Source organism: Xanthomonas sp. NCPPB 2250, from assembly GCF_056725265.1.
This window is the reverse complement of record NZ_CM161520.1, coordinates 3,449,553-3,462,138: the sequence shown is the minus strand read 5'-3', so window position 1 is coordinate 3,462,138 and position 12,586 is coordinate 3,449,553. Positions and strand designations below refer to the sequence as shown.

Annotated in this window: 11 protein-coding genes; 4 read left to right on the top strand and 7 right to left on the bottom strand. The window is 69.9% G+C overall.

Annotated features, from left to right (window positions below; translation table 11 throughout):
- Positions 1-636: 636 nt before the first annotated feature.
- The gene (locus AC1PMG_RS13780) at positions 637-1,497 is read left to right on the top strand and encodes a pirin family protein (protein WP_481109257.1); all 861 of its coding nucleotides are present in this window, start codon (positions 637-639) and stop codon (positions 1,495-1,497) included.
- A gap of 133 nt (positions 1,498-1,630) precedes the next feature.
- Here AC1PMG_RS13780 and AC1PMG_RS13775 read toward each other — a convergent pair whose 3' ends face one another.
- The 3 genes from AC1PMG_RS13775 to nfi form a co-directional block, all read right to left on the bottom strand.
- Complete coding sequence (locus AC1PMG_RS13775; protein ID WP_017917461.1) at positions 1,631-2,098, bottom strand: hypothetical protein; 468 nt, start codon at positions 2,096-2,098, stop codon at positions 1,631-1,633.
- Between the two features lie 348 nt (positions 2,099-2,446).
- The gene (locus AC1PMG_RS13770; RefSeq protein WP_481109256.1) at positions 2,447-3,316 is read right to left on the bottom strand and encodes a pirin family protein; all 870 of its coding nucleotides are present in this window, start codon (positions 3,314-3,316) and stop codon (positions 2,447-2,449) included.
- A gap of 325 nt (positions 3,317-3,641) precedes the next feature.
- Complete coding sequence (gene nfi / locus AC1PMG_RS13765) at positions 3,642-4,349, bottom strand: deoxyribonuclease V (RefSeq protein ID WP_481109255.1); 708 nt, start codon at positions 4,347-4,349, stop codon at positions 3,642-3,644.
- A gap of 239 nt (positions 4,350-4,588) precedes the next feature.
- Here nfi and gpmA point away from each other — a divergent pair, with 239 nt between their 5' ends.
- The gene (gene gpmA / locus AC1PMG_RS13760; RefSeq protein WP_010342084.1) at positions 4,589-5,338 is read left to right on the top strand and encodes a 2,3-diphosphoglycerate-dependent phosphoglycerate mutase; all 750 of its coding nucleotides are present in this window, start codon (positions 4,589-4,591) and stop codon (positions 5,336-5,338) included.
- A gap of 36 nt (positions 5,339-5,374) precedes the next feature.
- On the top strand, positions 5,375-5,626 hold the full coding sequence (locus AC1PMG_RS13755) for an SHOCT domain-containing protein (RefSeq protein ID WP_481109254.1): 252 nt from the start codon (positions 5,375-5,377) through the stop codon (positions 5,624-5,626).
- A 134-nt stretch (positions 5,627-5,760) separates the two neighbouring features.
- On the opposite strand, the gene AC1PMG_RS13750 is transcribed toward AC1PMG_RS13755, so the two are convergent.
- The 3 genes from AC1PMG_RS13750 to AC1PMG_RS13740 form a co-directional block, all read right to left on the bottom strand.
- Positions 5,761-6,483 (bottom strand): 4'-phosphopantetheinyl transferase family protein, encoded by a 723-nt coding sequence (locus AC1PMG_RS13750; RefSeq protein ID WP_481109253.1) that lies wholly within the window; start codon positions 6,481-6,483, stop codon positions 5,761-5,763.
- 231 nt (positions 6,484-6,714) lie between these two features.
- Positions 6,715-8,700 (bottom strand): glycoside hydrolase family 127 protein, encoded by a 1,986-nt coding sequence (locus tag AC1PMG_RS13745; protein WP_481109252.1) that lies wholly within the window; start codon positions 8,698-8,700, stop codon positions 6,715-6,717.
- 29 nt (positions 8,701-8,729) lie between these two features.
- The gene (locus AC1PMG_RS13740) at positions 8,730-10,133 is read right to left on the bottom strand and encodes an MFS transporter (protein ID WP_481109251.1); all 1,404 of its coding nucleotides are present in this window, start codon (positions 10,131-10,133) and stop codon (positions 8,730-8,732) included.
- Between the two features lie 188 nt (positions 10,134-10,321).
- On the opposite strand from AC1PMG_RS13740, the gene AC1PMG_RS13735 reads away from it, so the two are divergent.
- The gene (locus AC1PMG_RS13735; protein WP_481109250.1) at positions 10,322-11,140 is read left to right on the top strand and encodes a helix-turn-helix transcriptional regulator; all 819 of its coding nucleotides are present in this window, start codon (positions 10,322-10,324) and stop codon (positions 11,138-11,140) included.
- 354 nt (positions 11,141-11,494) lie between these two features.
- On the opposite strand, the gene AC1PMG_RS13730 is transcribed toward AC1PMG_RS13735, so the two are convergent.
- Entirely contained in the window at positions 11,495-12,571 is a 1,077-nt protein-coding gene (locus tag AC1PMG_RS13730) for a protein-glutamate methylesterase/protein-glutamine glutaminase (RefSeq protein WP_017909387.1), read from the bottom strand.
- Between the last annotated feature and the right edge of the window lie 15 nt (positions 12,572-12,586).

Below are 12,586 nucleotides of genomic sequence, written 5' to 3'. Positions count from 1 at the left end.
GATTCGCTGCACGAGGCTGCGCCCGTACCCTCATCCGCCCCTCCGGGGCACCTTCTCCCGGTGGGAGAAGGGAAAGGCGCGAGCCCCTCTCCCACCGGGAGAGGGGTTGGGGTGAGGGTGCGGGGCGAAGCCCTCGCGAAGCCAGCCTGTGCACGAGGCTGCGCCCGTACCCTCATCCGCCCCTGCGGGGCACCTTCTCCCGGTGGGAGAAGGGAAGGGCGCGAGCCCCTCTCCCACCGGGAGAGGGGTTGGGGTGAGGGTACGGGGCGAAGCCGTCGCGAAGCCTGCCTGCGCACGAGGCTGCGCCCGTACCCTCATCCGCCCCTACTTGGCACCTTCTCCCGGTGGGAGAAGGGAGTTCATGGTCTCGACGGGAGAAGTGGGCACCTCAGGGACGCTTAAGCCCCTCTCCCGCCGGGAGAGGGGTTGGGGTGAGGGTGGGGGCGAAGCCCTCGCGAAGCCAGTCTGCGCACGAGGCTGCGCCCATACCCTCATCCGCCCCCCTGCGGAGCACCTTCTCCGGAGGGAGAAGGGAACCGGTCTCCGCACCCGATGGAACGATGGGTTGCGCCTGTCGCGGTTGGCCGCGGTGGCGGCGGCGCCCACAGTAGGGAGCTCATCAGGAGATCGTCCGACATGACCGCTTCCACCACCGTCGCCCCCGCGCGCATCCTGCGCGCGATCCGCGGCCACGCCACCGCCGACGGCGATGGGGTCAAGCTGACCCGCGTCATCGGCGGCGGTGCGCTGCCCGAACTGGATCCGTTCCTGCTGCTCGACGAGTTCGGCACCGACCGGGCCGAGGACTACATCGGCGGCTTCCCCAGCCATCCGCACCGTGGCTTCGAGACCGTGACCTACATGCTCGACGGGCGCATGCGGCACAAGGACAACCACGGCAACGATGGCCTGCTGACCCCGGGCAGCGTGCAATGGATGACCGCCGGCCGCGGCCTGGTGCATTCGGAGATGCCGGAGCAGGAAAAGGGGCGCATGCGCGGCTTCCAGCTGTGGGTGAACCTGCCCGCGCGCGACAAGATGACCGCGCCGCGCTACCAGGAGTTCGCGCCCGAGCGCATCCCGGTGGCGCAGCCGGCGCCGGGGGGGGCGGTCAAGGTGATCGCCGGCCAGGTCGGCGAGGTGCAGGGCCCGATCGCGCAGCCGGCCACGGACCCGCTGTATCTGGATATCGCGCTGGACGCCGGCACGTGCTGGGCGTTCGAACTGCCGTCCGGACACAACGCCTTTGCCTACATGTTCGAGGGCGAAGCGGCGCTGGGCGAAGGCGAGGCGGCGCGCATGTTGCCGGCGCAGACGCTGGCGGTGCTCGGCGGCGGCGACCTGCTGCAGGTGCAGGCCGGCACGCAGGGCGCACGGCTGATTTTGGTCGCCGGACGGCCGTTGCGCGAGCCGGTTGCGCGGCATGGGCCGTTCGTGATGAACACGCGTCAGGAACTGATGCAGGCCTTCGTGGATTTCCAGGAAGGGCGCTTCTGACGGCGCGCGTCGCGCGCCTTCTCTGCGGCGTCGTGCCGTTCGTCGTAGGAGTGGCTTCAGCCGCGACGGGCGTTCCCGGGAACACCTGTCGCGGCTGAAGCCGCTCCTACGTGGGTCTCCCGGGCTACGGCCTTCAGCGCTCCAGCGCCAGGCTCGACTGACGCATGTCCAGCCCCTGCACCAGCGACTGCAGGGTCTGCAGTTCCTGGGTGTCGGCGGCGTCGATCCACACCTGCGCGAACTGGCCCTTCTTCAGCTCCGCGACCGCGATCCGGCGCGAGGCCAGGCCCGGCAGGTCGGCGCCGCCGAGGTCCGGCCGGTACCAGTACACCTGCTCGCCGGCGATGGCGCCCTTTTCCTCGCGCAGCGTGCGCTGCAGCGGAATGTTCGGGTCGCGCGCGGTGAGCATCATGCCCAGCACCTGACGTCCGTCGGCGTCGCTGGCGCGGCAGACGATGAAGCCCTTGTCGCTGCGTTCGCTCCACTGCAGCTTGCTCTGCGGCGGCAGCGGTGGGCAGTTCTGTGCCTGCTGCGCGGTGGCGGCAGCGGCCGGCAACGCCGCCGCAGCGGTCAGCAGCGCCTTGCGCAAGAGTGTCTTCATTCGCGATGTTCCCCATACGCCGCGCTGCGACGCGTTCGATCCATACGCACGCCTGTGGCGTCGTCTGCGGGAGCGCCCATCCTGTGCGGGATCCCGGCAGTGCATCCCCCGACGCAGTGCGTGTCCCGTGTGCGGTCACGCGTGCGCGGCCGCGTCTGCACCATAGCCCAGCGTGGCCGCGCTGACAATTGGGATGTGAATTCCGGAATGTCCGTACGCGAAGTACGGCATGGCGGCACCCGCCCGGCTGTGCCGATCAGGCAGTTCCGGCTGCGGATCGCGGGCTGACGAGGGCGGTGGCGCTTCGCGTGTGGAGGGGCGGTGGCCCGATGCAGGCCTGCCGCCGGCTCAGCGGCCGGGTTCGGGCAACGGAATGAACTCCTGGTCGTCGCCCGGGATGGTTCCGAAGCGGCCCTCGCGCCAGTCCTGCTTGGCCTGCTCGATGCGTTCCACCGAGCTGGACACGAAGTTCCACCAGAGGTGGCGCGGGCCATCCAGCGGTTCGCCGCCCATCAGCATCGCCTTGAGCGGGGTCTTGGCGCGCAGCCGCCCGCGCGCGCCGGGCTCGGGCAGGACCAGGTGCCGCGCCGGGATGTCCACGCCGTCCAGTTGCGCCTCGCCTTCCAGGATGTACAGCGAGCGCTCGACATGCCGCGCGTCCAGGTCGATTTCCGCGTCCGCGTCCAGGTCCAGGGCCACGTTGAGGGTGTCGGCGAACACCGTGACCGGCGACTCCTCGCCGTAGGCGCGGCCGGCGATCACCCGCAGCCACGCGCCGTCGCGGCGCTGCTGCGGCAGGCTGGCGGCGGCATGGTGGTAGAACGCCGGTGCGGTCTCTTCCGCCGATTTCGGCAGCGCCACCCAGGTCTGCATGCCGTGCAGCGGATGCGCATGCTCGCGCAGCGTGGTCGGTGTGCGTTCGGAGTGGGAGATGCCGCGGCCGGCGGTCATCCAGTTGACGTCGCCGGCGCGGATCACCTGGTCCGAGCCGAGCGAATCGCGGTGGCCGATCTCGCCGGACCACAGGAAGGTGACCGTGGCCAGGCCGATGTGCGGATGCGGGCGCACGTCCACGCCGTGGCCCGGCTCGAACACCGCCGGCCCCATGTGGTCGATGAAGACGAAAGGGCCGACGCTGCGCGCCTGCACGCTGGGGACGGCGCGGCGCACTTCGAAGCCGCCGATATCGTGGACGCGGGGGGCGATCAGGGTGGGCATGCCGGCGCTCGTGGTGGCAGGAACGGAGCGCAAGCTTCGCATGCGGACGCGTGGCACGGACGCCAGCGACGCAAGACGCAATGTTCCGCGTGCCGCGGCGCCTGGTGTGCGCCTCTCTTGCGCAGATGATGCGCCTTCGCAGGTGCGCATCGCGACACGATGCAGGCGACTGCGTGGATCCACGCCCCCGGGCGGGGGCGACCGATCGACGACGCGGGTGGCGACAACGCCATGTGGTTTCAATCCAACGCGTCCGCCTCGGACGCGACACAACAGTGCGGATGCAGAGAGTGCGCCTTCGCGGTCGCGTCAGCGGATGCCGAGGCTACAGCAAGCCCGGCTGGGCGATCGCCACCTCGCCGCGGCGCGAGGCCAGCCGATCGGCCAGCCGGGTCGGTTCCGGCAGGCGGTAGCCGCGCAGATAGCGCTGGGTCCACTGCAGTGCGCTGTCCACCGCCACACGATGGCCGGGCGAGACGATCAGCGGATTGCAGCGCAGCTTGCTGCGCAGCGCCCAGCCGACCACCTCGCCGCGATGCACGATGGGGCTGTGGTCGCCGGCCTGCGCGCCGGGCTCCTCGAAGCGGCCGGCCAGCAGGGTCTTGGCGACGCCGATGCTGGGCAGCCCGGTGACCACGCCGAAGTGCGCGGCGATGCCGAGCCGGCGCGGATGGGCGATGCCCTGGCCGTCGACGAACACCAGGTCCGGTCGCTGCCGCAGCAGACCGAGCGCAGCCAACAGCGCCGGCAGTTCGCGGAAGCTGAGCAGGCCGGGGACGTAGGCCATCGAGGTGGGCACGCGCGCGATCTCGGCCTGGTGCGGCTGCAGGGTCTGCGCGTCGAGCAGTACCGCGGCGGCGCGGGTGACCTGACCGTCGTCCTCGAAGCCGACGTCGAAGCCGGCCAGCCAGCGCGGCCGGTCGGGCACATCGTCCTGCAGGCTGACCTGGCGCGCCAGCGTCGCCTGCAGCGCGCGCGCCTGCACGATGCTGCCGTCCCAGTCGCCGAATACGGAATGCGAAGAACTGTCCATGCGCCGATGATCGCGCCGCGTTCGTGGCTGGGGTGTGGAGAGGCTGGGATTGGGGAGTCGGGATTGGGGATTCGTTGAAGGCGCTTCCCGCGCGGCTCTGGCGATCAGGTGGCGCTTGGCGGCTTCGCTTGCTGGAGAACCAGGCCCTTGCGAATCCCCAATCCCGAATCCCGAATCCCCGCCACCGGCTACAATCCAGGGCCGCACGACCCACGCATCCCCCAACGGAGACCGTCGCAGTGACCCGCAAACTCGTACTGTTGCGCCATGGCCAGAGCCAGTGGAACCTGGATAACCGCTTCACCGGCTGGGTCGACGTCGACCTGACCGAGCAGGGCCGCCAGGAAGCCGTGGCCGCCGGCCGGCTGATGCGCGAGGAGGGGCTGCAGTTCGACGTCGCCCATACCTCGGTGCTCAAGCGCGCCATCCACACCTTGCAGGGCGCGCTGAAGGAACTCGACCAGGACTGGCTGCCGGTGCACAAGAGCTGGCGTCTCAACGAGCGCCACTACGGCGGCCTGCAGGGCCTGGACAAGGCCGAGACCGCGGCCAAGCACGGCGAGGACCAGGTCAAGATCTGGCGCCGCTCCTACGACATCCCGCCGCCGCCGATGGACGCCGAGGATCCGGGCCATCCGCTGCACGACCGCCGCTACGCCACCCTGGACCGCAATGCGCTGCCGGCCACCGAGTCGCTGGCGACCACGCTCGAGCGCGTGCTGCCGTACTGGCACGACGCCATCGCGCCGCAGCTCAAGGCCGGGCAGACCGTGCTGGTCACTGCCCATGGCAACTCGCTGCGTGCGCTCTACAAGTACTTGAACGACGTGTCGCGCGAAGAAATCCTCGAGCTCAACATCCCCACCGGCATTCCGCTGCTGTTCGAACTGGACGACAGCCTGCAGGTGCAGTCCTACCGCTACCTGGGCGATCCTGAAGCGGCCAAGAAGGCCGCCGAAGCGGTGGCCAATCAGGGCAAGGCGAAGTAAGTACCAGGATCGGCACGCGGCCGGCAGGAGAACGCGATGGGTGGATTCAGCATCTGGCATTGGCTCATCCTGCTGGTCGTGCTCGCCTTTCCGCTACTGATCGGCATGGTGGTGTGGCTGGCGATCCGCGCCCAGCGGCGCCGGCCGGCTGCGGCGGTGCCGCCGCCGCTGCCGCCCGTTGCCTCGGTCGAGCAGCGCCTGCGCGCGCTGGAGCAGCTGAAGGCGCAGGGGCTGATCGATGCGGCGGAGTACACGCGCCGGCGCGAGCAGATCCTGGCCGCGTTGTAAGTGTGTGACGCCTCGGCAGGCGCCGCGTTCTCGCGGCCTGCCAAGCGGAAGTGCGGTGTCGACGCCGCGCCGCGTGTTGCGTGCAGCGCGCGTTGCCGCAGCTGTGCGGCAACGGCGTAACCCCCGCAGTCTCCTTACCAGACGCAGCTGGTGAGCAGCAGCCCGGGCTGTACGTCCACCCAGCGCAGACGGTGCGGTTGTCCGGCCGGCAAGGCCGGCGCCAGCGGCGTGGCGATCCGCGCCTCCACGCTGCCGCTGGCCGGGTCGCAGCCTTCGATGCGCAAGGCGTCGAAGTCGAAGAAGCGGCCGACGGTCGCCGCGGTGGCCTTGTAGAAACTCTCTTTCGCCGAGAAGCCCAGGGTCAGCGCATACGGCCAGCCGCGCACGCGGGCGAGCGCAGCCAACGCGTCACAGTCGCTGGCGTCCAGGGCCACGCTGCGGATCGCCTCGAGCTGGTCCGCCGCCACCACACGTTCGATATCCAGGCCGATGCCGTTGGCTCCGGCGGACGTCGGCACGGCGATGGCGATCGCCACGCCGTCGGTATGCGAGAGGCTGCCAAGGAAACCGTCCGGCCAGAGCGGGGCGCGGTCGGGGCCGATCGGAAGGTCGGTGGCCGGGCTGCCGGCCGCCCGCAGCGCGGCGAGCGCCGCGCGCCGTCCGGCCAGGTACTCGGCCTGGCGCTTGCGCACGCTGCGCACGATCGACGGCGGCGGCTGCACGCGGTGGCGCTGGAAATCGTCGCTGTCGAAGGCATCGACCTCGAACGGCAGCAGCCAGGCGTCCGGCACGGCGATGCGATGCGCGCCGAGGGCGAGGCGGGCGAACGGCGGGGCGGCGAGGGCCAGGGCATCCATGGCCCTAGCTTAGAGCGTGTGCTGGCTGTGCGGCGCGTGCGATGCAGGCGTGGGGCGTCGCAGGGCAGGCATCGCGTTGGCGACCTGTTTCCGCAAGGATCAATCCGAATGCAGCTTGTCCGGTAGGAGAGGCTCTTGTTTCCTTTTGCGGAATCGGTCGCGACCGGCGTTCCCGGTAACGCCGGTCGCGGCTGAAGCCGCTCCTACAGGTGACGCTCCGCGGCGTTGCCTTCAGCCGTCGCTGGCGTCCACCCACACCCGCATCTCGCCCTCGCCGCGATTGGCCCAGGCGAAGTAGGGCACGAAGGTCAGGGTCTGTGGCTGCCGCGTCGGCGGCGGCGCATCGTAGCGGTACAGCGGTGCGGTTGCGACGTCGACGTCGCCGTGCAGGCGTTCGCCGGTGGCTTGCAGCAGCACCTGGCCATCCAGTGCGCCGCTGCCGGGCACGGCCTGCAGCGTGGCGCTTGCCGGCAGGCGCAGCTGATGCAGGTCGGCGCCGTTGTCGGCCTGCTCCAGGCAGTACACCAGCGGTCCGCGTTGCACCGCGACCTTGCCGGCCAGATGGCGCACGCGCGGGTGCCCGCTGACCCGCATCGGTGGCATCGGCAGGCGCAGCTGCAAGGTGTCGCCGGACTGCCAGCGCCGGCGCAGCACGCAGTAGCCGTGCTGGCGATGCGCGTCGATCGCCACCGGCTCGCCGTTGAGCTGCAGTTGCGGCGCCTGGCACCAGTCCGGCAGGCGCAGCGCCAGTGCCGCCTCCACCGGTGCGCTGCACTCCACCTCGAAGGCGATCGTGTCCTGCCACGGATATTCGCCGCGCTGGCGCAGGGTCAGGGTCTGCCCGCCGACCTCGAACCGCGCGTCGCTGCCGACGTAGAGGTTCACGTACAGCGTGTCGTCGCGGCGGGTGTACAGGTAGTGGCCGAGCGAGGTCAGCACGCGGGCGATGTTGGGCGGGCAGCAGGCGCAGCCGAACCAGCGCTGGCGCACCGGCTTGACGTGATCGAAGGTGTGGTTGCCGTGGACCGTCGGCGGGTGCACTTCCAGCGGGTTGACGTAGAAGAAGTGGCGCCCGTCCAGGGCCATGCCGCCCAGCACGGTGTTGTACAGCGCCCGCTCCATCACGTCGGCGTAGCGTCCGTCCGGCGCCAGCTGCAGCATGCGGTTGGCGAACATCATCAGCCCGATCGAGGCGCAGCTCTCGTTGTAGGCGGTGTCGTTGGGCAGGTCGTAGTCGACGCTGAAGGCCTCGCCGTAGCTCTGCGCGCCGATCGCGCCGGTGAGATACATCTGCCGCTGGGTGGCGTTGTCCCACAGCCGCTCGCAGGCCGCGCGCAGGGTGGCGTCGCCGCTGTGCCGGGCCAGGTGCGCCACGCCGGCGTACAGGTACACGAAGCGCACCGCATGGCCGACCGCGATGTCCTGCAGCGCCACCGGCAGATGCGCCTGGCTGTAGGCCTTGTCCTGGATCATCCAGGCCGGGCCGTGCCCACCCCAGAAGAAGGTCTGGCCGCGCTTGGCGTACTCCTCGTCGTAGTAGTGCGGCGTGGTGCCGCGCTGTTCGACGAAATAGCGCGCCAGCGCCAGGTAGCGCGCCTCGCCGGTGGCCTCGTACAGGCGCATCAGCGCCAGTTCGATCTCCGGATGCCCGGGATAGCCGTGCAACTGCGTCGGGCCGGGGCCGAAGGTGGCGTCGATGTGGTCGGCGAGCCGGCACACGATGTCGAGCAGGGCGCGCTTGCCGGTGGCCTGGAAGTAGGCCACGCCGGCTTCGATCATGTGCCCGGCGCAGTACAGCTCGTGGCACTCGGCCAGGTTGGTCCAGCGTTCCTGCGGCGCCTTCACGGTGAAGTAGGTGTTGAGGTAGCCGTCGGCCTGCTGCGCGGCGCCGATCAGCTCGATGGTGGCGTCGGCATCGCGCTCCAGCGCCGGATCGGGATGCTGCGCCAGCAGGTAGGCCACTGCTTCCAGCCACTTGGCCACGTCGCTGTCCTGGAACACCATGCCGTAGAACGTGCCGTCGCTGCGGCCGGCGGCGATGCGGAAATTCTCGATGGCGTGGCTGGGTTCGGCATCGGCGACCTTGTCGTTGAGCGCATCCCACTGGTAGGGCAGCACCACCTCCTGCACCAGGCGCTGGTAGCGCTGCCAGAACGGATCGGCGATGCGCAGGTGGGCGAGCGGCAGTTCAGGGGACGGCACGGGCGAATGCGGCATGGAGCGGAGATCCTGGAGAGTGGGGAAGGTCAGTGCACCGGGCGTGCGGCCAGATCGGCGGCGATATTCGCCAGCAGTGGCCGGCGCAGCCGGCAGCGCAGGATCACTGCGGCCAGCAGCAGGTGCAGGCCGGCGGGGATCAGCGTTTCCAGCAGGGTGATGGCCTGCAGCGACGCCGGGCTCTGCTGCGCGGCGCCGGCGCGGTAGCCGGCGTAGACGAACAGCGCGCTGATCACCACCGCGCTCGAGGCCCACGCCAGCTTGATGCAGAACAGGTTGAAGGCGAAGTTGATGCCGGAGGAGCGCACCCGGTTCTTCCAGGCGCCGTAATCGTCGGCGAAGGCCATCAGCGAGAAGTGCAGCGGCAGCGCGAAGCCGAGCACCAGGCAGTGCACGAAGATCACCCCCAGCCACAGCGTCTGCTGCGCCGGTCCGGTCGGCAGCCACCACTGCGCCACGCCGAACGCGGCCAGCGCCAGGTTGGTGTGCAGGTACAGCGCCAGCGGATCGAAGCGGCGGCACAGCGCGTTGACCACGATCGCGCCAAGTACCGTGGCCAGCGCCACCATCGCGAAGAACAGCGAGGCGTAGCCGCTGCTGCCGCCGAGCACATAGGTGATGAAGTACAGATAGGCGCCGCCGCGGATGTTGTAGACGTTGATCAGCAGGAACGACATCAGCAGCACCAGCCGCAGCTGGTCGTTCTGCAGCAGGCCGCGCAGATGTGCGCCGATGCCGGCACCGCCGAGCAGGCTGACCGGCACGCGTTCGCGCACGGCGAAGAAGCAGCACAGGAACATCGCCACCGCCAGCACCGCCAGCACGCCCACGCCGAGCTGGTAGCCGCGCGCGGCGTCGCCGTTGCCCAGTTCCCGCACCAGCCACGGCAGCCCGACCGACACCAGGAAACCGGCGATGCCGCACAGCACGAAGCGCCAGGATTGCGCCGAGACCACGTCGCGGTGGTCTCCGGTCATGCTGTTGATCAGCGCGCAGTAGGGCACGTTGATCGCGGTGTAGCACAGCGACAGCAGGAAATAGCTGGCGAAGGCGTAGGCGATCTTGGCGCCGGCGCTCAGCTGCGGCGCGCTGAAGGTCAGCACGCAGGCGATGCCGATCGGCAGCGCGACCCACAGTTGCCAGGCGCGGAAACGGCCCCAGCGGCTGCGGGTGCGGTCGGCGATCAGGCCCATCACCGGATCGGACACCGCGTCGGCCACGCGCAGCACGGTGAACAGGGTGCCGACCAGCGCCGGGGTCAGGCCGAACACGTCGGTGTAGAAGAAGGTGAGGAAGTTGGCGATCAAGCAGGTGACCACCGTACCGCCGGCATCGCCCAGGCCGTAGCCGAACTTTTCCAGGCGCGACAGACGCGGCGTGGTCGCGGCCGGTGCGGCGTCTGCGGTGGCGTGGCCGATGGCGGTCGCGGTCAACGTAACGGCTCCTGGCGCGCCCGGTCCGGCGCCAGCGCAAAGTGGCATGGCGGCGCACCCGCGACAAGAGTCTGTGCGGTATAAAACCGGTACGATTCCGACCACGGCGGCCGCAGCGTCTCTGCGCGGCGTCGTTCATTCGAATGCTGCAGTGCAGCGCCGCGCAGGCAAGGGGAGACGTTTCCGACATGCTCGAATTCGCCGTCGCCTATCCGATCCGGGTCCAGAACGGAGGCCTGTTCATTTCCCGCGGCGTGGGCGCGCATCCGGCGCGGGTGATCCAGTCCTACGAGCTGATCTTCGTCGAGCGCGGCATCCTCTCGATTCGCGAACAGGACAACGACTTCCACGTCGGCCCCGGCGAGACGCTGTTGCTGTGGCCCGGCCGCGCGCACGCCGGCCTGGGGCAGTTCCCGGACGACCTGCGGTTCTACTGGGTGCATTTCGAACTGGAACCGGGCGTGGCGCAGGCGGACAACGCGGTGGCGCTGTCGATGCCGCAGCGCACTGCGATCCGCGATCCGGACCGCTTCGTCGGCCTGTTCCGCTGGTTTCTGGCCGAGCAGGAGGAACGGCGCACGCTGCCGATGCTGGAGCCGATCGTGCTGTCGATGCTGCAATGCGTGGCCGGCGCCTGGCCGGATCCGCACGATTCCGAACGCGCCGGGGTGGCGCTGGCGTACCGTGCCAAGCAACTGATCGGCACCCAGTTCCACACCGCGCTCACCGCCTCGTCGCTGGCCGCGCAACTGCACTGCAATCCGGATTATCTGGGCCGCATCTACCGGCGCAGCTTCGGCACCACGCTGACCGAGGCGATCCACCGCCAGCGCATCGCCTTCGCCGAGAAACTGCTGCTGGTCAACACCTGCGCGGTGGACGACGTGGCGCAGCGCGCCGGCTTCAGCGACAGCGGCTACTTCCGCCGCGTGTTCCGCCAACGCCTGGGCATGACCCCCAGTGCGTATCGGCGGCTGTACTGCAAGGAGCACATCAATTCGGGGTGAGGGGCTTTGCGGGTGCGGTGTGCGTGCTGCTGCCACGCACCTTTGCGCGTGCGCGCGTGTCGTTTGGCGGCCGTGGCAATGCGCAGCCTGCCTGCGTCTTAGGAGCGGCTTCAGGGCACATCTAATAACGCGTGATCGCCGCGGCGCGGCGTGATGTCTTTTCTCGATTGTAGGAGCGGCTTCAGCCGCGACGGGCATTCCCGGTAACGCCCGTCGCGGCTGAAGCCGCTCCTACAAATGGACTTCGTCGTTGTGAGAGGTGCCCTTCAGCCGCGACGCGATTTCGTGGAGACTCTCCGTCGCGGCTGAAGCCGCTCCTGCGGTGGGGTGGTGCGGCTGCGGCGGCTGGCCGCGCTAGCTCAGCTGCTGGCCGATCTCGCGCGCCATCGCGTTGAGCGGCAGGATCTTCTCCGCGCCGCCGCGCTTGATCGCTTCCTTGGGCATGCCGAACACCACGCTGCTCTGTTCGTCCTGGGCCACGGTGCGTGCGCCGGCCTGGCGCATCTCCAGCAGGCCGACCGCGCCGTCGTCGCCCATGCCGGTCATGATGATGCCCAGCGCGTTGCCGCCGGCGGCGCGCGCGGCGGAGCGGAACAGCACGTCCACCGATGGCCGGTGCCGGTTCACCGGCGGCCCGTCCAGCACCTCGACGAAGTACTGCGCGCCGCTGCGGCGCAGCAGCATGTGCTTGCCGCCCGGCGCGATCAGCGCGCGTCCCGGCACCACGCGGTCGTTGTTGGCCGCTTCCTTCACCGAGATCTGGCACAGCGTGTCCAGGCGCGCGGCGAACGCGGCGGTGAATTTCTCCGGCATGTGCTGGACGATGACGATGCCCGGACTGACCCGCGGCAGCGCGGTCAGCACTTCCTCCAGCGCCTGGGTGCCGCCGGTGGAGGTGCCGATCGCCACCACCCGTTCGGTGGTCTGCGACAGCGCGCGGCCGCCCTGTGCGGGCAGGATCACGTCGGCGGTGTGCTTGATCTCCGGCTCCGCCGGCGCCACGGCCGGCCGCGCCGACAGGCGCTTGACGTTGGCGCGCGCGGCGCTCTTCACCGTGGCGATCATTTCCTCGGCCGAGTCGGTGAGGAACTGTTTGAGGCCGAGCTTGGGTTTGGTGACCACCGCCACCGCGCCGGCGGCCAGCGCGTCCATGGTCACCCGCGCGCCCTTCTCGGTGAGCGTGGAGCAGATCACCACCGGGGTGGGGCGTTCGCTCATGATCTTGCGCAGGAAGGTGATGCCGTCCATCTTCGGCATCTCCACGTCCAGCACGATCACGTCCGGCCACTGCTGGCGCATCTTGTCCATCGCCAGCAGCGGGTCGGCCGCGGCGGCGATGACCTCGATGCCGGGCGCGTCGTTGAGCACGGCGACCAGCACCTGGCGCACCACCGCCGAATCGTCGATCACCATGGCCTTGATCGTGGTCATGCGGGGTTCCCTCCT